The 20,549-nt window shown below is 70.4% G+C and carries 23 protein-coding genes; 16 read left to right on the forward strand and 7 right to left on the reverse strand.

Features of this window, described 5'->3' with window-relative positions; all coding sequences use genetic code 11:
- Positions 1 to 6: 6 nt before the first annotated feature.
- The 3 genes from dapB (at position 7) to sthA (ending at position 2,921) form a co-directional block, all read left to right on the forward strand.
- Positions 7 to 741: a 4-hydroxy-tetrahydrodipicolinate reductase gene (dapB, locus tag OIE40_RS04725; RefSeq protein WP_264700494.1), complete on the forward strand. Its 735-nt coding sequence runs from the start codon at positions 7 to 9 to the stop codon at positions 739 to 741.
- 7 nt (positions 742 to 748) lie between these two features.
- Positions 749 to 1,444 (forward strand): DUF2993 domain-containing protein, encoded by a 696-nt coding sequence (locus OIE40_RS04730; RefSeq protein WP_264700496.1) that lies wholly within the window; start codon positions 749 to 751, stop codon positions 1,442 to 1,444.
- A gap of 73 nt (positions 1,445 to 1,517) precedes the next feature.
- Positions 1,518 to 2,921 (forward strand): Si-specific NAD(P)(+) transhydrogenase, encoded by a 1,404-nt coding sequence (gene sthA, locus OIE40_RS04735; RefSeq protein ID WP_264700497.1) that lies wholly within the window; start codon positions 1,518 to 1,520, stop codon positions 2,919 to 2,921.
- A gap of 112 nt (positions 2,922 to 3,033) precedes the next feature.
- On the opposite strand, the gene OIE40_RS04740 is transcribed toward sthA, so the two are convergent.
- The 3 genes from OIE40_RS04740 to OIE40_RS04750 are packed head-to-tail and all read right to left on the reverse strand — an operon-like array spanning position 3,034 to position 6,005.
- Entirely contained in the window at positions 3,034 to 4,074 is a 1,041-nt protein-coding gene (locus tag OIE40_RS04740) for a glutathione S-transferase family protein (protein WP_264700499.1), read from the reverse strand.
- Between the two features lie 49 nt (positions 4,075 to 4,123).
- A complete protein-coding gene (locus tag OIE40_RS04745) occupies positions 4,124 to 5,419 on the reverse strand; it encodes an acetyl-CoA hydrolase/transferase family protein (protein ID WP_264700501.1) in 1,296 nt (431 codons plus the stop codon).
- A 49-nt stretch (positions 5,420 to 5,468) separates the two neighbouring features.
- Positions 5,469 to 6,005, reverse strand: coding sequence for a GNAT family N-acetyltransferase (locus OIE40_RS04750; RefSeq protein ID WP_264700502.1), 537 nt, complete (start codon positions 6,003 to 6,005; stop codon positions 5,469 to 5,471).
- Positions 6,006 to 6,143: 138 nt separating this feature from the next.
- Between OIE40_RS04750 and OIE40_RS04755 the strand changes: the two genes are divergently transcribed.
- Positions 6,144 to 7,826, forward strand: coding sequence for a ribonuclease J (locus OIE40_RS04755; protein ID WP_264700503.1), 1,683 nt, complete (start codon positions 6,144 to 6,146; stop codon positions 7,824 to 7,826).
- Positions 7,827 to 7,878: 52 nt separating this feature from the next.
- On the opposite strand, the gene OIE40_RS04760 is transcribed toward OIE40_RS04755, so the two are convergent.
- Positions 7,879 to 8,604 (reverse strand): histidine phosphatase family protein, encoded by a 726-nt coding sequence (locus OIE40_RS04760; protein WP_264700504.1) that lies wholly within the window; start codon positions 8,602 to 8,604, stop codon positions 7,879 to 7,881.
- 219 nt (positions 8,605 to 8,823) lie between these two features.
- Between OIE40_RS04760 and OIE40_RS04765 the strand changes: the two genes are divergently transcribed.
- The 5 genes from OIE40_RS04765 (at position 8,824) to OIE40_RS04785 (ending at position 13,723) form a co-directional block, all read left to right on the forward strand.
- Entirely contained in the window at positions 8,824 to 9,714 is an 891-nt protein-coding gene (locus OIE40_RS04765; protein WP_264700505.1) for a neutral zinc metallopeptidase, read from the forward strand.
- A gap of 121 nt (positions 9,715 to 9,835) precedes the next feature.
- The gene (gene rpmB / locus OIE40_RS04770) at positions 9,836 to 10,021 is read left to right on the forward strand and encodes a 50S ribosomal protein L28 (protein ID WP_264700507.1); all 186 of its coding nucleotides are present in this window, start codon (positions 9,836 to 9,838) and stop codon (positions 10,019 to 10,021) included.
- Positions 10,022 to 10,155: 134 nt separating this feature from the next.
- Positions 10,156 to 10,437: a hypothetical protein gene (locus OIE40_RS04775; protein ID WP_264700509.1), complete on the forward strand. Its 282-nt coding sequence runs from the start codon at positions 10,156 to 10,158 to the stop codon at positions 10,435 to 10,437.
- 192 nt (positions 10,438 to 10,629) lie between these two features.
- Positions 10,630 to 12,807: an ATP-dependent DNA helicase RecG gene (locus OIE40_RS04780; RefSeq protein ID WP_264700511.1), complete on the forward strand. Its 2,178-nt coding sequence runs from the start codon at positions 10,630 to 10,632 to the stop codon at positions 12,805 to 12,807.
- 28 nt (positions 12,808 to 12,835) lie between these two features.
- Entirely contained in the window at positions 12,836 to 13,723 is an 888-nt protein-coding gene (locus OIE40_RS04785; RefSeq protein WP_264700513.1) for a ribonuclease HI family protein, read from the forward strand.
- A gap of 50 nt (positions 13,724 to 13,773) precedes the next feature.
- Here the strand turns inward: OIE40_RS04785 and OIE40_RS04790 are convergent, their stop codons facing one another.
- Complete coding sequence (locus OIE40_RS04790; RefSeq protein WP_264700515.1) at positions 13,774 to 14,208, reverse strand: pyridoxamine 5'-phosphate oxidase family protein; 435 nt, start codon at positions 14,206 to 14,208, stop codon at positions 13,774 to 13,776.
- Positions 14,209 to 14,271: 63 nt separating this feature from the next.
- Between OIE40_RS04790 and OIE40_RS04795 the strand changes: the two genes are divergently transcribed.
- The 6 genes from OIE40_RS04795 (at position 14,272) to rnc (ending at position 17,391) form a co-directional block, all read left to right on the forward strand.
- A complete protein-coding gene (locus tag OIE40_RS04795; protein WP_264700517.1) occupies positions 14,272 to 14,850 on the forward strand; it encodes an RsmD family RNA methyltransferase in 579 nt (192 codons plus the stop codon).
- Positions 14,847 to 15,332: a pantetheine-phosphate adenylyltransferase gene (coaD, locus tag OIE40_RS04800; protein WP_264700519.1), complete on the forward strand. Its 486-nt coding sequence runs from the start codon at positions 14,847 to 14,849 to the stop codon at positions 15,330 to 15,332. Before OIE40_RS04795 ends, coaD begins: the two co-directional genes overlap by 4 nt.
- Entirely contained in the window at positions 15,325 to 15,801 is a 477-nt protein-coding gene (locus OIE40_RS04805; RefSeq protein ID WP_264700520.1) for an SPFH domain-containing protein, read from the forward strand. The genes coaD and OIE40_RS04805 overlap by 8 nt, the downstream gene beginning before the upstream one ends.
- Positions 15,802 to 15,916: 115 nt before the next feature.
- Positions 15,917 to 16,507, forward strand: coding sequence for a YceD family protein (locus OIE40_RS04810; protein WP_264700524.1), 591 nt, complete (start codon positions 15,917 to 15,919; stop codon positions 16,505 to 16,507).
- Positions 16,508 to 16,510: 3 nt separating this feature from the next.
- Entirely contained in the window at positions 16,511 to 16,702 is a 192-nt protein-coding gene (rpmF, locus tag OIE40_RS04815; protein ID WP_264700526.1) for a 50S ribosomal protein L32, read from the forward strand.
- Positions 16,703 to 16,713: 11 nt separating this feature from the next.
- Complete coding sequence (rnc, locus tag OIE40_RS04820; RefSeq protein ID WP_264700528.1) at positions 16,714 to 17,391, forward strand: ribonuclease III; 678 nt, start codon at positions 16,714 to 16,716, stop codon at positions 17,389 to 17,391.
- Between the two features lie 40 nt (positions 17,392 to 17,431).
- On the opposite strand, the gene OIE40_RS04825 is transcribed toward rnc, so the two are convergent.
- Both OIE40_RS04825 and OIE40_RS04830 read right to left on the reverse strand, forming a co-directional pair.
- The gene (locus OIE40_RS04825; protein ID WP_264700531.1) at positions 17,432 to 18,415 is read right to left on the reverse strand and encodes a TerC/Alx family metal homeostasis membrane protein; all 984 of its coding nucleotides are present in this window, start codon (positions 18,413 to 18,415) and stop codon (positions 17,432 to 17,434) included.
- Positions 18,416 to 18,569: 154 nt separating this feature from the next.
- Positions 18,570 to 19,187 (reverse strand): TetR/AcrR family transcriptional regulator, encoded by a 618-nt coding sequence (locus tag OIE40_RS04830; protein WP_264700533.1) that lies wholly within the window; start codon positions 19,185 to 19,187, stop codon positions 18,570 to 18,572.
- Positions 19,188 to 19,255: 68 nt separating this feature from the next.
- Here OIE40_RS04830 and OIE40_RS04835 point away from each other — a divergent pair, with 68 nt between their 5' ends.
- Positions 19,256 to 20,533, forward strand: coding sequence for an MFS transporter (locus tag OIE40_RS04835; RefSeq protein WP_264700535.1), 1,278 nt, complete (start codon positions 19,256 to 19,258; stop codon positions 20,531 to 20,533).
- Positions 20,534 to 20,549 lie beyond the last annotated feature (16 nt).

Genomic DNA, 20,549 nt, shown 5'->3' on the forward strand with positions numbered 1-20,549 from the left:
GAGTCGATGAAGGTAGCCGTGTTCGGGGCCCGCGGACGGATGGGCGCCGAGGTGGTCAGGGCCGTCGAGGCCGCAGACGGGCTGGAACTCGTGGCGGCGGTGGACGCCGGCGACGACCGGTCGGCGGTCGAGGCCGCAGAGGTCGTGGTCGACTTCACCCACCCGGACGCCGTGATGGACAACATCGAGTGGTGTACGACTCGCGGAATCCACGTCGTGGTCGGCACGACCGGGTTCACCGACGAGCGGCTGGCGAAGGCCGAAGAACTGGCCGAGGCCGGCGGTGTCGGGGTGCTGGTCGCGTCCAACTTCTCCATCGGCGCGGTGCTGATGATGCACTTCAGCGCCCAGGCGGCGCGGTTCTTCGAATCGGTCGAGGTGATCGAGCTGCACCACCCGAACAAGGCCGACGCCCCCTCGGGTACGTCGTCGACCACCGCGGGCAGGATCGCCGCGGCCCGGGCGGAGGGCGGACTGGGCCCGGTGCCGGACGCCACCGCGCAGTCGCTGCCGGGCGCCCGCGGGGCGGACGTCAACGGCATCCACGTGCACAGCGTCCGGTTGCGCGGGCTGATCGCCCACCAGGAGGTGCTGTTCGGCGGCGAGGGCGAGACCCTGACGATCAGGCACGACTCGCTCGACCGGGTGTCCTTCATGCCGGGCGTGATCGCCGGGGTCCGGGCGGTGCCTGGGCTGGCGGGCCTCACGGTGGGCATCGAGTCCGTCCTCGGGCTGAGCTGAGCACACCATGAAGCGCTTCAGGTGGGTGTTCATCGTCGTGGCGGTGGTGGTGCTGGTTCTGGTGGCGGCCGAGTTCGGCGTCCGGGCGCTGGTGCAGTCCCAGGCCAGGCAGGCCGTCGCCGGCCTGGAGGACATCACCCTCGAGCAGCCCACGCTCGACCTCGGCGGGCCTTCTGTGTTGCTGGCGCTGGTGCAGGGCCGCTTCGTCGACGTGTCGGGGACGGCGTCCGCGGCCGAGGTGCCGTTCGAGGAGCACACGGTGCCGGTGCGGGCGATCAGCTACCGGGCGTCCGACATCCGGCTGGTCAGCACCAGCGAGGCCGTGATCGGCACGCTCGGGCTCACCGGAACGCTGCCCTGGAAGGGGTTGAGCGAGATCGCCGGGCTGCCGATGGCCGACGGCGGCGACGGCCGGGTGCTGGTGACCTACACCGTCGACCTGCTGGGTGAGAACGTGCTGCAGATCGGCATCTCCAGCGTCCCCGTCCTCGACGTCGGGGCGCAGCAGGTGGACCTCACCCAGTCCCGCATCGACGTGGCCGGCATCGAGCTCAGCGAAACGGTGTCGCAGCAGATCATCGACCGCGTGGTGAAACCCATCTCGCTGGCCGCCGACGAGCAGGTACAGGCGACCGGCATCGCCGTCGAGCCGGACGGCCTGGTCGTCGACCTGCTCGCCACCGAACTGCCGGTGCGCCGCTGAGGGAGGTCCGGCGCCATTGCCGTCACCCCTTGTCGGGGTGGATGATCGGCGCAGCCGCGCGGACGGAGGCGCCATGCAGTACGACTACGACCTGCTGGTGATCGGCAGCGGCCCGGGCGGACACCGGGCAGCCATCGCCGCGGCCAAGCTCGGACGGCGGGTCGCCATCGTCGACCGCCGGCAGATGCTCGGCGGGGTGTGCATCAACACCGGAACGATTCCGTCCAAGACGCTGCGCGAGGCTGTGCTGTACCTCACCGGCATGGCGCAGCGCGAGCTGTACGGGGCGTCCTACCGGGTCAAGGACGAGATCACCATCGCCGATCTCACCGCGCGGACCCAGCACGTGATCGGCCGCGAGACCCAGGTGATCCGCAATCAGCTGCTCCGCAACCACGTCGCCCTCTACACCGGTGACGCCTCGTTCATCGACCCGCACACCGTGCTGGTCGAGGGGACCGATCACCACACGGTGAGCGCCGGCAGGGTGGTCCTCGCCCCCGGCACCGAGCCGGCGCGTCCGGACAACATCGAGTTCGACGAGGTCAACGTCGTCGACTCCGACGGCATCCTCGATCTGCAGAAGGTGCCGGGCACCATGGTGGTCGTCGGCGCCGGGGTGATCGGCATCGAATACGCGTCGATGTTCGCCGCGCTGGGCACCCGGGTCACCGTCGTCGACTCCCGGCCCACGATGCTCGACTTCTGCGACGCCGAGATCGTCGAGTCGCTGCGCTTCCACCTGCGCGACCTGTCGGTCACCTTCCGGTTCGGCGAGACCGTGGAGAGGGTCGAGAAGAGCGAGCACGGCACCGTCACCACGCTCAAATCCGGCAAACGCATCCCCGCCGAGACCGTGATGTACTCGGCCGGACGCCAGGGCGCGACCCAGGCGCTCGGGCTCGAGAAGGCCGGACTCGAGGCGGACGCGCGGGGCCGGATCGCGGTCGACGAGCATTTCCGCACCACCCAGCACCACATTTATGCGGTCGGCGACGTGATCGGCTTTCCGGCGCTGGCCGCCACGTCGATGGAGCAGGGCCGGCTGGCGGCCATGCATGCGATGGGGGAGAAGCCCGGTCAGATCACCCCGCTGCAACCGATCGGCATCTACACGATCCCGGAGATCTCCTACGTGGGACGCAGTGAGGACGAGCTGACCGGCGAATCGGTGCCGTACGAGACCGGCCTGTCCCGCTACCGCGAACTGGCCCGCGGGCAGATCGTCGGCGACTCCTACGGCATGCTCAAGCTGCTCGTGCATTCCACCGAACGGACGCTGCTCGGCGTCCATGTCTTCGGCACCGGCGCCACCGACCTGGTGCACATCGGCCAGGCGGTGATGGGCTGCGGCGGCACCGTGGACTACCTGGTTGACACGGTGTTCAACTATCCGACCTTGTCGGAGGCGTACAAGGTGGCTGCCCTGGACGCCACCAACAAGCTGCGGGCGCTGCGCCGCTTCGACGTGGCGTAGTGGGTTCGCCGTCATCCCGGGCTTGCCCCGGGATCTCGGGAACAGAGGAGCGAGATCCCGGCGTTCGCCGGGATGACGAGGGCTGGTCGAGCCTATTGAGACCCCTGAGCCGTCAGCCGACCTCAAGCGGGTTGGGCACTTCCTCGCCGGGACGGACTGGGCCGGGCGGCGTTCCGTCGCCGAACGGACGCCCACCCAGCTCCTCGCGGCCGTGCGGGCTCAGCCACCCGGACAGGTCGGGCCCGTCGGGCACGATGCCCAGCGGGTTCAGGTCGGTGTGCACGATGTAGTAGTGCTGCTTGATCTGCACGAAGTCGACGGTGTCGCCGAACCCGGGCGTCTGGTAGAGGTCGCGGGCGTAGCCCCACAACGCAGGCAGCTCGGCCAGCTTCGACCGGTTGCATTTGAAGTGCCCGTGATAGACCGGATCGAACCGCGCCAGCGTGGTGAACAGCCGCACGTCCGCCTCGGTGATCGACTCACCCATCAGGTAGCGCTGCCCGGTGAGCCGTTCCTCGAGCCAGTCCAGCGCCGTCCACAGCCGCTGGTAGGCGCTGTCGTAGGCCTCCTGCGACCCCGCGAAGCCGCAGCGGTAGACGCCGTTGTTGACCTCGGTGTAGACCCGCTGCATCACCTCGCGCATCTCGTCGAGCCGGTCGGCCGGCCACAGGTCGGGGGCGCCGTCGCGGTGGAACGCGGTCCACTGGGTGGAGAAGTCCTCGGTGATCTGGGCGAAGTCGTTGGTGACCACCTTGCCGGACGCCACCTCGACGATCGCCGGCACCGTGATGCCGCGCGGGTAGTCGGGGAATCGCTTCAGGAAGGCGTCCTTGAGCTTGTGGATGCCCAGGACGGGGTCGACGCCGCCGGGGTCGAGGTCGAACGTCCACGAGTCGGCGTCGTGCGTGGGGCCGGGCATCCCGACCGACAGCGCGTCCTCCAGCCCCAGTAGCCGCCGCACGATCAGGGTCCGGTTCGCCCACGGGCAGGCCCGGGCCGCGATCAGCCGGTAGCGGCCCGCCTCGACCGGCCACTCGTCGTCCGCCGACGGCCGGGCGACGATCCGGTCGTTGATGTAGCGGGTGTCGCGGGTGAACTCCTGGCCCTTGGTCGAGTACACCCCACCCTTGCCGTGCTGGGAATCGTCGGTCATGCCTCCACCGTAGGCGGGCGGGCCACGTTGCGGCCACTGCGTGGGGGCTTCACCAGACCCGCAGCTCCTTCGCCTGCTCGGTGAGCTGGTCGCGGAAGGCCGGATGCGCGATGTCGATCAGGGCCCGAGCGCGCTCCCGCACCGACCGGCCCCGCAGCCTGGCTACACCGAACTCGGTCACCACGTGGTCGACGTCGTTCTTCCCCGTCGTGATCGGGGTGCCGGGCAGGTGTGTGGCGACGATCCTGCTGATCGTGTCGCCGCGCGCGGTGGCCGGCAGCACGATGATCGACTTGCCTCCCTTGGAGGCGTTCGCGGCCCGGACGAAGTCGACCTGCCCTCCCGGCCCGGAGAACGGACGCCGGCCCAGCGACTCCGAGGCGCACTGCCCGAAGAAGTCCACCGCCAGGGTGCCGTTGATCGAGTGCAGGTTGTCGTTGCGGCTGGCCACGAACGGGTTGTTGGTGTAGTCCACCGGGTGCATCTCCAGGTCGGCCCGGTGATCCATGAACTCGTACAGCCGCGCCGAGCCCAGCGCGAAGGTGGCGATCAGCTTGCCCGGATGGAAGTTCTTGCAGGCATTGGTGATCACCCCGGCCTCGACCAGCGCCAGGGTGCCGTCGCCGAGCATCTCGGTGTGCAGGCCCAGGTCGTTCTTGGTCATCAGCTGCTTCACCACGGCGTCCGGAATGCCGCCGATGCCGATCTGCAGCGTGGCGCCATCGGGGATCAGATCGGCGACGAAGCGGGCGATCCGCACCTGGGTGTCACCGATCGCCGAGGGCGGCAACTCCACCATCGGCGCGGTGCCGTCCACGACCGCGGCCACCTGGCTGAGATGGATGTGGCAGTTGCCCTCGGTGAACGGCAGCGCCTGGTTCACCTCGACGACCACGGCGCGGGCCCGTTCCACGGCCGCCAGCGTGTAGTCGGTGCTGACACCGAGCGCGAACCGTCCGTCCGGGCTCATCGGGGACACCTGGGCGAACACCACGTCGCACGGCATCAGCCCCTGCCGGATGAGGGTGGGCACCTCCGAGAAATGGGCCGGCACCCAGTCCACCCAGCCCTCCTCGGCTCCTGTCCGGGTGGCGGCACCCAGGAACGGCGAGGAGTGCCGCACGTGGCCGGCGTGGGCGGCAGCCAGATAGGCGTAGCGGCCCAGTCCGAGAAGCTGCGAGACGACCACGCCACGCAGCTGGTCGATCCGCTCCGACAGGGCGGTGAGCAGGGCGGGTGGTTCGCCCGCGGCGATCGGCACCACGATGGTGTCGCCGTCGCGGACGAGGTTGACGGCCTGGGCGGCGTCGGTGCGGAGCCGATCCAGGTCGGTTCGGAAAGACATCGTCGTCCTCCTTCGTAGGGGCCGTACCCCCGGCCCGGCGGGTCCCGGTTCAGCCCGAGATGTCAGTGTGCAGCCGCACCAGCTTGAGCCGGGTCGTGTCGTCGTCGCTGCCGACCTCCTGGTGGCCGCCGTCCGCGCCCCAGCCGGCCTCGGTGAGGAAGCGCCGCAGCACGTCGTCGGTGGACCGCACCCACCAGCTGGCCCGCACGAACCCGTCGGCGCGCAACGTGTCCACGCAGGCGTTCAACAACCGCGATCCGTGTCCCGAGCGCTGCGCCTGCGGGTCGACGGTGAACTCGGCGACCATGCCGTCGGCGCCGGGTTCGGCGTCGGGATCGTCGCTCGGACCGACCGCGGCGAAACCCACCACGCGCGAGTCGGCGACGGCCACCAGCACCCGGAACTGGGCCAGCGGCGGCCGCTGGATCGCACCCTGCCAGGACGCCGTCATCGACGCCAGGTCGACGGTGCCGAGCACCGAGTCGGCCACCTCGGACGGAAACTGCTGCGTCCAGCTGCGCCGCTGCACCGCCGCGATCTGCTCGGCTTCGACAGGCAGGGCGAGACGGACGGAGTCAGCGATCACCCGCTCATGCTAACCGTCGGCCATCACCGCCGGGCGGCTTCGGGCAGCGGCACCCATCCGGTCCGGGCGCCGGGCGGGCGGCGGCGTCCGGTCCCGGCAGGGGAGCCGCCCGGCGGGCCGTCCCGCTAGGGTTACGACGTGCGAGAGTCTCTACGAACCCCCCCGGCCCTGGCCAAGGACACGCTGCGGATCGTCCCGCTCGGCGGCCTGGGCGATGTGGGCCGCAACAGCACCAGCTTCGAACTCAACGGCCAGCTGCTGATGGTCGACTGCGGAGTGCTGTTCCCCTCCGACGACCACCCCGGCGTCGACCTGATCCTGCCCGGCCTGCACCTGCTCGAGGAGCGGTTCGACGACATCCAGGCGCTGGTGCTCACCCACGGCCACGAGGACCACATCGGTGCCGTGCCCTACCTGCTGCGCCGGCGTCCCGACATTCCGGTGATCGGTTCGCGCCTGACCCTGGCGCTGGTGCGCGAGAAGCTCAAGGAGCACCGGCTGCGCGACGTGCACCTCAAGGTGGTCAGCGAGGGTGCCCGCATCCGGGTCGGCGAGTTCGACTTGGAGTTCTTCGCCGTCAACCACTCCATCCCCGACGCCCTGGCGATCGCCATCCGTACCCCTGCGGGCCTGGTGCTGCACACCGGCGACTTCAAGATGGACCAGTTGCCGCTCGACAACCGGCTGACCGACCTGCGCGGCTTCGCCCGGCTCGGTGAAGAGGGCGTCGACCTGTTCATGGCCGACTCGACCAACGCCGAGTCGCCCGGCTTCACCACCCACGAGCGCGACATCGAGCCCGCCATGGAACGGGTGTTCTCCCAGGCCAAGCAGAAGTTGATCGTGGCCTGCTTCGCCTCGCACGTGCACCGCGTCCAGCAGGTGATGGACGCCGCGGTGCGGCACGGCCGCAAGGTCGTCTATATCGGCCGCTCGATGGTGCGCAACATGACCGTGGCCCAGGAACTCGGCTACCTGAAGGTGCCGAAGAACACGTTGATCGAGCTGCGCCAGCTGCAGGACTACCCAGACGACAAGGTCGTGATGATCTCCACCGGGTCGCAGGGCGAGCCGCTGTCGGCGCTGTCCCGGATCTCCAACCACGAGCATCCCGTGGTGCAGGCCGGTCCCGGCGACGTGGTGCTGCTGGCGTCCTCGCTGATCCCCGGCAACGAGAACTCGGTGTACCGGGTGATCAACGGGCTGGCCCGCAACGGCGTCACGGTCGTGCACAAGGCCAACGCGCTGGTGCACGTCTCTGGGCACGCCTCGGCGGGCGAGCTGCTGTACTGCTACAACCTGATCAAGCCGCGCAACGCGATGCCGGTGCACGGCGAGATCCGGCACCTGATCGCCAACGCCGACCTGGCGGTCAAGACCGGCGTACCGCGTAAGCGGGCGCTCGTCGTCGAGGACGGCGGCGTCGTCGACCTGGCCGACGGCAAGGCCGAGGTGGTCGGACGCCTCGACTGCGGCTACATCTTCGTCGACGGCTCGACGGTGGGCGAGATCGGCGACGCCGAGCTCAGTGATCGCAAGATCCTCGGCGCCGACGGCTTCATCAGCGTCGTGGTGGTGGTCAACCTGCACTCGATGAGCCTGGTGTCCGGCCCCGACATCCACGCCCGCGGCTTCACCGAGGACAACTCGATCTTCGACGAGGTCAAGGGTCAGGTCGCCCAGGCGATCACCGAGGCGATGGCCGACGGCTCCGAGGACGTCCGCAGCCTGCAGCAGGTGGTGCGCCGCACCGTCGGCCGCTGGGTCAACAACACCTACCGGCGGCGGCCGATGATCCTGCCGGTGGTCGTTTCTGCCTAGGCCGGCCGCCCACCCGCGCCGGCACCGTTCGCGCCCCGTCGGACCCCCGCGGTCAGAATCCTGCCGCCACGGACTCGACGAGCCGCCAGCCGGACTCCTGGGAACGAAGCACCACCAGGCCGGTGGGGGCGAGTTGCACCTCGGCCGCGTCCGGGACCCGCAGCGCGATCCAGCAGCGGATCGCCTCGCCGTGGCTCACCACCAGCGCGTTGCTGCCGGCTGCCACCACCGCGGCCAGGGCGGCGTCCATCCGGGCCAGGAACTCCGTCCCCGACTCGCCGCCGGGTATCCGTGCGTCCAGCTCACCCTGCAGCCAGCGCCCCTCGACGGCGAGGAAGTCCTCGGCCACAGCACTGACCGGGAGGCCTTCGAACTCGCCGGCGGTCACTTCGGCCAGGCCGTCCAACACGGTGACCGGCAGGCCGGTGGCGGTGGCGAACGCGTCCGCGGTCTCGCGCGCGCGGGCCAGCGGTGAGCTGACGATGAGGTCGAATCCGCGTCCCACCAGGCCGGACGCCGCCCGGCCGGCCTGGGCGTGACCGGCCTCGGTCAGTCCCTGGCCCGGTACGGCCGTGCTCAGGATTCCCGCGACGGATGCGATCGACTCGCCGTGCCGCAGCAGGCTGACCGTGGCGGTGTCGGTCGCCGACCGCGAGATGCCGGCCGAGGTCCGGGGGGCGTCCGGGCCGGCACAGCCGGTGACGAGGACGAGGCCGCCGAGCAGCACGGCGCGGCGTGACGGGCCAACGGCTCTCCGGCCCCGGTCGGGTGGTGTCACGGCGACAGGATAGGCAGGCGCCGACGTCGGCGGCACCGGTGTGGGCGGGTCGATGATTCCGCGGCGGGTGGCAGTTGTACCCATGCCTCGCCGGCGCTGTTGACGCGCCGGGGGCGGTGGTATTGGGTATCCGCTACGAGGGCGGGGTGTGGGGGCACCCCTGGCGGCAAAGAGGCTGCAAAATGCCCGGTCGCCACGCTCGAACGGGGGGAGGGTCCTGTGCGTCTCCATGTGTTCTTTGCCGCCGTAGTGGTGGTCATGGTCGCCGGCTGCAGCCAGCCGGCAGGCTCGACGGCGACGAGCCCGACAGGGCCCGCCGCGAGTGTCACGGCGTCCGCAACACCGCCGCTGGCGGAGGCGACCGGCCGCGCCGAGGTGATACTTCCGCAGGGGTCGGAGAGTCCGACGGCCTGCGATCCGGGGGAGTTCGCCGACAGCAGAGGGATCTGCCTGCCGTGCCAGGACTACGAGGGTTGCTTCACCAGCGCCACCGACATGTCCTACTTCTACAACGTCGGCATCGGGCTGATCGAGAACTACAGCCAGGACGCCTTCGGCAAGCGGCTCGACCCCGACAAGTGGTGGTACGTGCAGACCGGGGTGACCGGGCAGGAGCCCTGCACGAAGGCCGGAGGAGGCCTGGCGACGTACACCGACCGCTCCTACGAGTACTGTCCGGTCGATCGCGCGGTCTACGTCGGCGAACAGAGCATGTGGGCCTACTACTCCACACAAGGCGACGCAGCACCGATCGTCGGCCTGGCCCACGAGTGGGGGCATCATCTGCAGGAGCTGGCGGGCATCAGGACCAGGAGCGCGAGCCGGAGCGCCGACACCCTGGCGCAGGAGATCCAGGCGGATTGCGTGGCGGGTGCCTGGGCGGGCTGGGCCAGGACCAACCAGGTGCTGAACGAGTCCGACGACCTCGCCGACATCGCCGCACTGATGAAGGCGGTCGCCGACTACGGCCCCGAGCGCCAGCACGGTGACCTGACCGAACGCGTCCAGGCGTTCGACAACGGCCTGGCCAACGGCATCGTCGCGTGCAACGCCTACGTCGACTGGACGCCGCTGGTGACCGATGCGGGACCGGTGTCCGTGCTGCCCTGAGGGCGTCCGCTGCCGGCCCCGGCGCCCGCCCAAGGCGTCCGATTATGACTCCCAGTGGGCTCTCGGGTATTGTTGGACGGTCCCTGATGGGGCCGAAACCCAAGCAATCGAGGAGTTACCAGTGGCTGCCGTGTGTGACATCTGCGCCAAGGGCCCAGGCTTTGGCCACAACGTGCCCTGGTCGAAGAAGAAGACCAACCGTCGGTGGAACCCGAACATCCAGCGCGTCCGCGCCGTGGTCGGGGGAGCGCCGAAGCGGCTGAACGTCTGCACTTCGTGCCTGAAGTCCGGCAAGGTCACCCGCTGACCTGACCGGCACGCTGAGGACCCGCCACCGGCGGGTCCTTTTGCTGTGCCCCCAACACCGCAGCCGTCCGGGCCGGCGCCCGCGTCGTCCGCCCGCGTCCTGGGCCTCCCGCACCGCCCGGATGGCGGTTCTGGGTGGACGAGCCGGGCGTCGCCCACGTCGTCCGGGTGCGGAAGGTGGCGAACTTCCTGGTCGAGGACGCCCGGCTCGACCTGGACCCCGCCGCCGAGGCGGCGATCGGGCTGGCCGGGGGGACTGCTCCCGGCACCGAGCTCGTTCTGGAGCTGTTCCGTGCCCGGCACGGCGGGCTGTGGGTCGGCGGAACGTTCGTGGTGACCGACGCCACGGTGAAGTTCCACGCGAACGCACTCAATCGCCTGGTCCAATCGGGCAGCCTCGACGTCGTGCTGCGCTGAACGACATCGGTGCGGTCCACCACGTCCCCGCCTTCGGCACCGACATCGTCGTCCTCGACGTCGGCCACCAGCGGGCCAGGGCACGGATGTGGGGCGCCCAGCAGGTGGTGCGCATCCTCAACGGGATGCAGGACGCCGCGCGCTGAGTGGCCTGGCCCGCCCCTGTCGGTGGGCCCGGCTAGGGTTCCGACCATGGCGCAGTGGCAGACGCAGGCATTCCGCGAACTGCACACCCCGGTCGCCGACGTGTTGGGTGCGCGCACCGCGAAGGATCTCGAGAAGCTGCGCATCCGCACCGTGGGCGACCTGCTGCGGCACCTGCCGCGGCGCTACCTGTCCGGCACCGAGCTGACCGATCTGGCCACCATCGAGCAGGGCGAGCACGTGGCGGTGATGGCGAAGGTCAGCCGCACCCAGGTCGTGCACGGGGGCCGCAACCGGCCCAGCCGGCTCGAAGTCACCCTCACCGACGGCCAGGGCTACCTGGCGGTCACCTTCTTCGGCCGCGAACACCTGGTGGAGTACTGGCAACGCGAACTCGGCAAGGGCGTCCGCGGCATCTTCGTCGGCAAGGTGGGGCAGTTCCGCGACCAGCTCCAGCTGACCCACCCCGAGTTCGTCATGCTGGACGCCGCGGGCGCGATCGTCGGCTCGTCGGAGAAGAAGCAGCTGATCGCCACCATGAGCCGCACCGCCCTGGTCGGCATGTATCCGGCGACGGCGAAGCTGCCCACCTGGAAGGTCGCCGAATGCTGCCGGCTGGCGCTGGCCACCCTGAGCGGCGCCGACGACCCGTGGCCCGACTGGGTGCTGGACGCCGCCGACCTGATGCCGCTCGCCGACGCGTTCGCCGCCGTCCACCAGCCACGCTCACTCGCCGAGGCGGAGGCCGGCGCCCACCGGCTGCGTTTCGACGAGGCGTTCGCCACCCAGCTCACCATGGCCTACCGGCGCGCCGACGCCTCCACGCACACCGCGGTGCGGCGTCCGGTTCGTGCGGGCGGCCTGCTCGACGCGCTGGACGCCCGGCTGCCGTTCGCGCTCACCGACGGTCAGCGGGCGGTCGGCGACACCCTGTTCGCCGAACTCGACCGGCCGCGTCCGATGCAGCGGCTTTTGCAGGGTGAGGTCGGCTCGGGCAAGACGGTGGTGGCGCTGCGCGCCATGCTGGCGGTCGTGGACGCCGGGGGGCAGTGCGCCCTGCTGGCGCCCACCGAGGTGCTCGCCCAGCAGCACTACGCCACGATCCGGGCGCTGATGGGCGACCTGGCCGGCGGGGGACTGCTGGGCGCCCCGGAGGGCTCCACCGACGTGGTGCTGCTGACCGGGTCGATGCCGGCGGCGGCCAGGCGCGAGGCGTTGCTGCGGGCGGCCTCGGGCGAGGCGGGCATCGTGGTCGGCACCCACGCGCTGCTCAACGAGAAGGTGCAGTTCGCCGACCTCGGCTTCGTCGTGATCGACGAGCAGCACCGCTTCGGCGTCGAGCAGCGCGGCGTCCTGACCGACAAGGCGTCCGCCCGGCCGCACGTGCTGGTGCTCACCGCCACCCCGATCCCACGGTCGGTGGCGATGACCATCTTCGGCGACCTGGACATCTCCACGCTGGCCGAGTTGCCGGCCGGGCGGCAGGTGATCGGCACCGTCGTGGTCGATGCGGCGCGGCGTCCGGCCTGGGTCGAGCGGGCGTGGCAGCGGGTCGCCGAAGAGGTCGCCCAGCACCGGCAGGCGTTCGTGGTGGTGCCCCGGATCAACTCCAGCGACGAGGGCACCGGGGTGGTCGACCTGGCCGACCAGTTGCGGGCCGGTCCGCTGGCCGGGGTGCGCGTGGGCGTCCTGCACGGCCAGTTGGCCGCCGACGCCAAGGAGTCCACGATGGCCGCGTTCGCCGCCGGTGAGCTCGACGTGCTGGTCGCCACCACCGTCATCGAGGTGGGCGTCGACGTGCCGAACGCCACCATGATGGTGATCTGGGACGCCGAACGGTTCGGCATCTCGCAGCTGCACCAGCTGCGCGGCCGGATCGGTCGGGGCGAGCATCCCGGGGTGTGCCTGCTGGTCTCCTCGGCGGTCGAGAACGACACCATCCGTGAACGGTTGGACGCCGTGGCGGCCACCAACGACGGCTTCGAACTGGCCGAGCTCGACCTGATCCAGCGCCGTGAGGGCGATGTGCTCGGGGCCGAACAGTCGGGGGCCCGCTCGAGCCTGCGTCTGCTGAGCGTGCTCGAGCACGCCGACGTCATCGCCCAGGCCAAGACGATCGCCGGACGGGCGGTCGAGCGCGACCCCGGCCGCACGACGCCCGGCTTCGTCGACGCCGTGCTGGCCACCGAGCAGTTGATGAGCGGGGACTTCCTCGAGTTGAGCTGACACCGGGGAGCTCTGGCACGATGAACCGGTGACGCTGATCGCCGCCGCAGACGGATCCGCCCTCGGCAACCCCGGCCCGGCCGGGTGGGGCTGGTACATCGACGAGAACCGCTGGGCCAGCGGCGGGTGGCCGCGCGGCACCAACAACATGGGCGAGCTGACCGCCGTGCTCGACCTGCTGCAACAGACGGCGGGCGTCGAGGAGGAGCTGCTGATCTACTGCGACTCGGTGTACGCCATCAACTCGATCACCAAGTGGATGCCCGGCTGGAAGCGCAAGGGGTGGCGCAAGGGCGACGGCAAGCCGGTGCTCAACGTGGACATCATGAAGGCGCTGGACGCCGCGATGCAGGGCCGGCGGGTCCGGTTCGAATGGGTCAAGGGACACTCCGGCCACGACCTCAACACCGAGGCCGACCGGCTCGCGAACGCCGCCGCCGTCGCGTTCAAACAGGGCCGCACGCCTGATGCCGGCCCGGGGTTCGGCAACTCGCCCTCCAGCGCGGCCACCGGGCGCTCGACGGAGAGTCCCGGGTACGCCGACCAGCCGGACCTGTTCGGCACACCCCCCGACGAGGCGTCCGACCTCGACCGGGTGGTGGAACTGGAGCGGTCGCTGCTCACCGACGAGGTGCGCACCGACCCCGCGGCGCTGGCGGCGCTGCTGCACGAGGACTGGTGCGAGGTCGGGCGGTCCGGCCGGCTCTGGAACCGTGACGAGATGTTGGCCGAACTGGGTCCGCTGGCCGAACCCGTCGAGTTGGAGCCGCTGTCGGCATCCCGGCTGGACGACGCCTCGATCCTGCTGGTGTGGCGGTCGCGCAGCCCGCATGGCACTGCGCTGCGCAGTTCGCTGTGGATGCGTGAGGGTGGCGACTGGCGGCAGCGCTACCACCAGGGCACCGACGAGAGCTGACCCGCCCCGGATCGCCGGCCCCGAGCCTGGGACGGGCAGCGCCCGCCAGGTCAGGACGCCGTGTCGAACTCGTCCGCCGGCTCGTCGCCGAAGGTGAACCGGCGTCCGTTGATCTCGTCGACGTTGATCCTGATGTGGTGGGTCTTCACCGTCGGTACCCACGAACGCAGCGGCAGGCCCTCCAGCCGGTCCAGTTCGTCGGTCTCCTCGACCGCATGCGCACGGCCCTTGGCGACGACACTCCAGCCTTCGCCGTTGGCCCACCCGTCCGCCTCGAAGGCGACGGTCGCGTTGGCGGTCAGCTGCAGCAGCTTGGTGCCTGCCGCCGTCTTGAACACGATGCTGCGACCGTCGAGGGTGAAGTTCACCGGAAAGATATCCGGCTGCCGGTCGATCACCGTCGCCAGCCGGCCCACGGTTGTGCCGCCCAGGGCCTCCCAGGCGTCGTCCTCGCTCAGCTTGCGGATGGGGCTGTCAGAAGTCATGCCCTATTCTGTCACTCCGGCGCCGCCCCACCGAGGGCGGCCACATCGGCTAGCGTCGTGGCCATGTCGCGCGTCATCGCCGGTAGCCGCAGGGGGCATCGACTTCTCGCCCCGCCCGGCGACCTCACCCGGCCCACCTCCGACCGGGTCCGGGAGGCCGCCTTCGGCGTGCTGGCGTCCGAACTTGGCCGGGTCGGCGAGCCCGAGTCGATGCTGGCCGGGCTTGCCTTCTTCGACCTCTACGCGGGCTCGGGGGCGGTGGCGATCGAGGCGGCCAGCCGCGGTGCCGCTCCGGTGGTGGCGGTCGAACAGGACCGCCGCGCACTGCAGGCCATCCGCCGCAACGTGGGCGAGACCGGCCTCGCCGTGCGGGTGGTGGGCGGCAGCGTCGAGAAGTACCTGGCCGGGACGCCGTCGCCGGTCGACCTGGCCTGGCTCGACCCGCCCTACCGGGTGCCCGGCGAAACCGTCGCCGCGGTCGTCCAGCGACTCACCGAGGGCTGGCTGACCGACCGGGCCGTGGTGGTCGTCGAGCGCTCCAGCCGGCGCGGCGAGTTCGACTGGCCCGCCCGGCTGGGCGATCGTTGGGAACGTCGCTACGGTGAGACGACGCTGTACTTCGCGACGGAAGGTGACCGATGAGGGCCGTCTGCCCCGGTTCGTTCGACCCGATCACGCACGGTCACGTGGACATCATCACCCGCGCGGCGGAACTGTTCGACGAGGTGATCGTCGCCGTCGGCCGCAACTCCGCCAAGAACTACCTGTTCGACACCGACGAACGCGTCGAACTGGCCGCTGCGGCGGTCGCGGGCGTGGCCGGCGTCCGGGTCGAGGTGCTGTCCGGCCTGCTGGTGGACTTCTGCCGCGACCGCGGGGCCGGCGTGGTGGTGAAGGGGCTGCGGTTCGCCTCCGACTTCGACTTCGAGCTGCAGATGGCGCACATCAACGGCTCGCTGACAGGACTCGAGACCGTGCTGCTGCCGGCGTCGGCGAAGTGGGGCACCCTGTCGTCCACCATGATCCGCGAGGTGGCCTCGCTGGGCGGCGACGTGTCCGCCTTCGTCCCGGCCCTGGTCGCGCAAAGGATCGACGAGAAGAAGAGGGACAACTCCAATGGCTGAATCCAGCGCCGACCGGCTCGACGCCCTGCACACGATGGTCGAGCAGGCGAAGGCGGTGCCGATGTCGGCGTCCTGCATGATCAACCGCGCCGAGGCGCTGGCGCTGATCGAAGCCGCCCGCGACGCCGTTGCCGGCGACCTGGCCGAAGCCCGTGAACTGGCCGAGCGGACGCCGCCGGAGGTGCAGCAGGCGCGACAGGAGGCCGAGCGCGTCCTGGCCGAGGCCCGCGAGCGGGCCGACCAGCTGGTCGAGGAGTCCGCGGTGCTGGACGCCGCCCGCAGCCGTGCCGCTGAGCTCGAGCAGCAGGCGGGCGCCGACGCCGAGGGTCTGCGGCGCGAGGCCGACGTGTTCGTCGACGGCCGGATCGCGGCCTTCGAGGCCGGCCTACAGAAGACGCTCAGCCAGGTGCAGACGATGCGCGCCCGGCTCGCGGCCCGCTCAGGGCTGGACGCCGGCGACGCCCGCTGAGCGACACGGCCCGGCCAGCACCCCAGGGCGAGCCCCATGGCCCCACGCGCGCGGCCGGGCGAACCACCGCCGATTGGCGCCTTCGCGCAGCGGCCGGTAAAGTGTCCCTTCGGTCATGACTATGTTCAATCGCCACCCAGATCCCCGCTCCGGGCTCGTTATCGACACCCATGAGTTGGGCCGACGGGTCGGCGCCATGAAGGAGATCCAGCGGGTCGCCGAGGCGCCGGAGGGGATCGGCATGGACGTGATCGGGGTGCCACCCGGTTCCCCCGTCGACCTCGACCTTCGGCTCGAGTCGGTGGTGGAGGGGGTGCTGGTCACCGGAACCGCCGAGGTTTCCTTGCAGGGGCAGTGCGCACGCTGCCTGGAACGGATCGACTCCGCTGAGGAGGTCGATCTCCAGGAGCTGTATCTGTACCCGGACAAGGAACCCGACGACGACGAGGCCAGCCGGATCGAGGACGAGTTGATCGACCTCGAGCCCCTACTCAGGGACACGGTGGTGCTCGACCTGCCGTACACGCCAGTGTGCCGGCCGGACTGCGCAGGCCTGTGTCCCGAGTGCGGGGCCAACCTGAACGCGGATCCCGACCACGCGCACGACGACAGGGTCGACCCTCGCTGGGCCGGCCTGTCGGGCTGGGCGGCGGACCCTGACGACGACAATGAACAGGCCTCGCAGCAGGCCGAGAGCAAGGAGTGAGCCGTGGCCGTTCCCAAGCGGAAGATGTCCCGGAGCAATACCCGGCACCGCCGTTCCCAGTGGAAGGCCGCCGTGCCCACCCTGGTGACCTGCGCCAACGCGGCCTGCCGCGCCAAGCACCTCCCGCACACCGCGTGCCCCGCGTGCGGCCAGTACGGGCCCCGCGCCGCCCGGCGTCAGATTCTCGAACCCTGACGAGAGCGGCGATGAGCCGCATCCAGGACCTTCTCGACGAGCTGGGGATCACGATTGATCCCCAGCTCTTCGAGCTTGCCCTGGTGCATCGCAGCTACGCCTACGAACACGGCGCGATACCGCACAACGAGCGGCTCGAGTTCCTCGGCGACTCCGTGCTCGGCGTCGTCGTCACCGCGCACCTGTACCTGCGGTTCCCCGACCTGCCCGAGGGCCAGCTGGCGAAACTGCGCGCCGCCGTCGTCAACGCGCACGCCTTGGCCGACGTCGCCCGCGACCTGCAGCTGGGTCCGCTGCTGAAGCTGGGCAAGGGTGAACTCGCCACCGGGGGTGCCGACAAGTCCTCGATCCTGGCCGACGCGTTCGAGGCCGTCCTGGGGGCGTTGTACCTGTCCGCCGGCCGGGACGCCGCGGACGCCTTCGTGCACACCCTGTTCGACCCACTGATCGAGACCGCCAGCGGCCTGGGCGCCGGACTGGACTGGAAGACCAGCCTGCAGGAGCTGTGCGCCACGCTCGAGATCGGCGTCCCGACCTACGCGGTGACCGAGTCCGGCCCCGACCACGACAAGCGTTTCGAGGCAGTCGCCGTGATCGGCGAGCGGACGTTTCCGAGCGCGGGCGGTACGTCGAAGAAGCAGGCCGAGCAGGGTGCGGCCAAGGCCGCCTTCCATCAACTGAACGCCTGAGCCACCCGCCGTACGACCTCCCGGAACCGGCTGAACCGGCTCAGGCCACCGCGTCCGGCTCGCGGTCGCGCTCGCGCCGGTTCGCCCACAGGCTGGTGCAGATCACCACGGCGAGAATGCCGACGATCACGGCCAGCGAGGCCAGGGTCGGCACGACCGGCACCCACTCCCACAGCCCGTGCGCCCAGTGCAGCATCAGTTTCACCCCGATGAAGCCGAGAATGGCGGCCAGCCCGAAGCCCAGGTGCACCAGGGCCGACAGGGCGCCGGCCAGCACGAAGTACAGGGCCCGCAGGCCGAGCAGGGCGAATGCGTTGGTCGCGAAGACCAGGAACGGGTCGCCGGTGATGCCGTAGACGGCGGGCACCGAGTCGACGGCGAAGACGATGTCGGCGGCCAGGATGGCGATCACCACCAGCGCGAGCGGGGTGAGCGCGCGGCGTCCGTTCTCGACCACGGCCATGGCGGTGCCGCGGTAGTCCTCGGTCACCGGGACGAAGCGGCGGACCAGCCGCACCGACCGCAGTTCGGACACCTCCACGACGTGCTCGCCGCCCTTGATCGCGTCGGCCAGCATCTTGACGGCGGTGGCCAGCAGGACGAGCCCGAACAGCAGGAACGCCCAGGAGAAGCTGGAGATCAGCTGGGCGCCCAGCGCAATGAACACCGCCCGCAGCACCAGGGCGCCTGCGACGCCGAACAGCAGCACCCGTTGCTGCAGCTTCTTCGGCACGGCGAAGGCCGCCAGCAGCAGCATGAAGACGAACAAGTTGTCCACCGACAGCGTCTTCTCGACCAGGTAGCCGGTGTAGTACTCCAGCCCGCGCTGGTCGCCGTGTGCTGTCCACACCCAGACGCCGAACGCCAGCGGTAGCGCGATGTAGAACGCCGACCAGCCGATCGCCTCGCGCATGCTCACCTCGTGCGGGCGACGGGTGATGACGAAGTCCAGAACCAGCAGCAGCAGAACTGCGCCGATGGTGAGTCCCCAGGCCAGGGGGGTGCCGATAGAGGTGAGTTCCATGCGTGGGGTGTCCTCAGCGTGTAGTCGTTGAGGTCTCCTTGGCCGTGGCCTCCCACCCGAGGCGCCGGTGGCGCCGTACTGACCGGATGAGACGAGAAGTACTCCCCTCAGACACGAACTGTACCGGACGCTGACACGACACCAAAAGGCTCCCTCAGCCGGCCAGGTGGGAGGAGTACTCCTGCCAGCCGCCGTCGAGCAGGCCGAACGCCGCCTCGAGGGTCTCCAGCGGTGTCTCGCTCGCGCCGGCCAGCAGCTGGACCTGCAGGACGAAGCGGGCGTAGGTCCGGATCTGTTCGGTCGGCTCGGTCAGCCCGAGCTCGGACGCGATGGCGCCGGCGAGGGCGTCCTCGTGACGCAGCCACATCTTGGCCGCATAGTCGCCCAGCGCGGGGGTGGCGTCGATGAAGGCCATGAACTCGCGGCGCCGGACGCCGTCCGGATCCTCCGGTGGCAGCACGTCGGCCCGGTAGGCGTCGAGCAGGGCCTGCGAGATGGACACCCCGGGCGCCCTGTCGCGGACGATGCGGACGAGATGTTCGCGCTGCTCGTCGTCCTCGTCGAAGACCAGCGCCTCCTTCTGGGGGAAGTGGGCGAACACGGTGGTGGGGGAGACGTCGGCGGCGTCGGCCACCTCGCGAATGCTCACGTTGTCGAAGCCGCGCTCCATGAACAGCCTGGTGGCCGCGTGTGAGATCGCGGCCCGGGTCGCCGCCTTCTTGCGCTCCCGGCGGCCCAACGGTTCGGCGGGGGAGGTCGTCGTCGAGGTCACGCACTCACTATAGCGAAATCGCTACGAGTTCGTATTGATTTTAAAACTGGTACGAATACAGTTATGGCGTGACTTCACCTATTTCGTCCTCGGCGCGTCCGCGTGGTTCGCGGCGCGCCTGGGTCATGCTGATCGCAATCACCATGCTCAACGTCGTCGGCATGACCGTGGTGCTCCCTGTGCTGCCCTTCGTGGTGGCCCGCTACGTCGGTGATCAGTCGCAGCTCGCGATGTGGGTCGGCGCCCTCGAGACCGTCAATGCACTGTGCGCCTTCCTGGTCGCGCCGTTGTTCGGCGGCCTGTCGGATCGCTACGGACGCCGTCCCGTCATCGTGCTGGCCGCGTTCGGTGCGGCCGTCGGGTTCGCCACCTTCGGCGTCGGCGGATCCATCTGGGTGCTGCTGGCGGGCCGGGTCATCCAGGGAGTGACGGCCGGCGACATGCCGGCCCTGTTCGCCTACGCCGCCGACATCACTCGCCCCGAAGACCGGGCGAAGCGGTTCGGCCTGCTCGGCGCGCTGTCGGGGATCGGCTTCATGGTGGGCCCCGCCCTGGGCGGCCTGCTCTCCGTGGTCGACCTCGACCTGCCCGTCTTCGTCACCGCCGGCATCGCCACGATCGTGGCAGTGCTGAGCCTGTTCCTGCTGCCCGAGAGCCTCAGGCCCGAGAACCGGACCGCCTCCCTCGAACTGCACACGCTGCATCCGGTCCGGGTGTTCCGCACCGCCTTCTCCCGCCCCGACCTGCGGGGCCTGCTGCTGGCCGTCGTGCTGGTCGGCCTGCCGTTCGGCATGTTCGTGAACAACGTCAGCGTGCTGGCCCTCGACCAGGTGCACTGGAGCGCGACCGAGGTGGGGCTGCTGACCGCGGGGGTGGGCGTCCTGGACATCGTGTTGCAGGGCGGTCTGATGCAGATCCTGCTGCCGCGCATCGGTGAGCGTGGGGTGATCATCGCGGGCGTCGTCGCCCAGGCGGTGGGCATGTTGGCACTGGCCCTGGTGGCGTCCGTGGTGGCGCAGCCCTGGCTGCTGATCGTCGGCACCCTCGCGCTGGGCGGCGGGCAGGGCCCGGCCACGGCGGCCTTGGACGGCGTGGTGTCCCTGCAGGCCGGCGACGACGAGCAGGGTTGGGTGGCCGGCGTCCTGCAGTCGCTCAACACCGGTCTCAATGTCGTCGCGCCCCTGCTGGCCGGCGTGCTGTACACCACGCTGACCCGCTCGACGCCCTACTGGCTGGGCTTCGCCATGGTCGCCGCCGCGGTGCTGCTGCTGACCCGGCTCCGGTTCCCGAGCCCGGCCGGGCAGCCACTCTCCGACACGGTGGCGACCGACGCCCTCCCCGGCTGACTCTCACCGTTTACGG

The sequence above is a fragment of the Micropruina sonneratiae genome (genome assembly GCF_025972045.1).
In the GTDB taxonomy this organism is placed as follows: Bacteria; Actinomycetota; Actinomycetes; order Propionibacteriales; family Propionibacteriaceae; genus Micropruina; species Micropruina sonneratiae.

Excerpts from the sequence above, each read along its gene's own strand:
- dapB (WP_264700494.1), top strand. The coding sequence starts at position 7 with ATGAAGGTAGCCGTGTTCGGGGCCCGCGGACGGATGGGCGCCGAGGTG.
- OIE40_RS04730 (WP_264700496.1), top strand. The coding sequence starts at position 749 with ATGAAGCGCTTCAGGTGGGTGTTCATCGTCGTGGCGGTGGTGGTGCTG.
- sthA (WP_264700497.1), top strand. The coding sequence starts at position 1,518 with ATGCAGTACGACTACGACCTGCTGGTGATCGGCAGCGGCCCGGGCGGA.
- OIE40_RS04740 (WP_264700499.1), bottom strand. The coding sequence starts at position 4,074 with ATGACCGACGATTCCCAGCACGGCAAGGGTGGGGTGTACTCGACCAAG.
- OIE40_RS04745 (WP_264700501.1), bottom strand. The coding sequence starts at position 5,419 with ATGTCTTTCCGAACCGACCTGGATCGGCTCCGCACCGACGCCGCCCAG.
- OIE40_RS04780 (WP_264700511.1), top strand. The coding sequence starts at position 10,630 with ATGGCGCAGTGGCAGACGCAGGCATTCCGCGAACTGCACACCCCGGTC.
- OIE40_RS04790 (WP_264700515.1), bottom strand. The coding sequence starts at position 14,208 with ATGACTTCTGACAGCCCCATCCGCAAGCTGAGCGAGGACGACGCCTGG.
- OIE40_RS04795 (WP_264700517.1), top strand. The coding sequence starts at position 14,272 with ATGTCGCGCGTCATCGCCGGTAGCCGCAGGGGGCATCGACTTCTCGCC.
- coaD (WP_264700519.1), top strand. The coding sequence starts at position 14,847 with ATGAGGGCCGTCTGCCCCGGTTCGTTCGACCCGATCACGCACGGTCAC.
- OIE40_RS04805 (WP_264700520.1), top strand. The coding sequence starts at position 15,325 with ATGGCTGAATCCAGCGCCGACCGGCTCGACGCCCTGCACACGATGGTC.
- OIE40_RS04810 (WP_264700524.1), top strand. The coding sequence starts at position 15,917 with ATGACTATGTTCAATCGCCACCCAGATCCCCGCTCCGGGCTCGTTATC.
- rnc (WP_264700528.1), top strand. The coding sequence starts at position 16,714 with ATGAGCCGCATCCAGGACCTTCTCGACGAGCTGGGGATCACGATTGAT.
- OIE40_RS04825 (WP_264700531.1), bottom strand. The coding sequence starts at position 18,415 with ATGGAACTCACCTCTATCGGCACCCCCCTGGCCTGGGGACTCACCATC.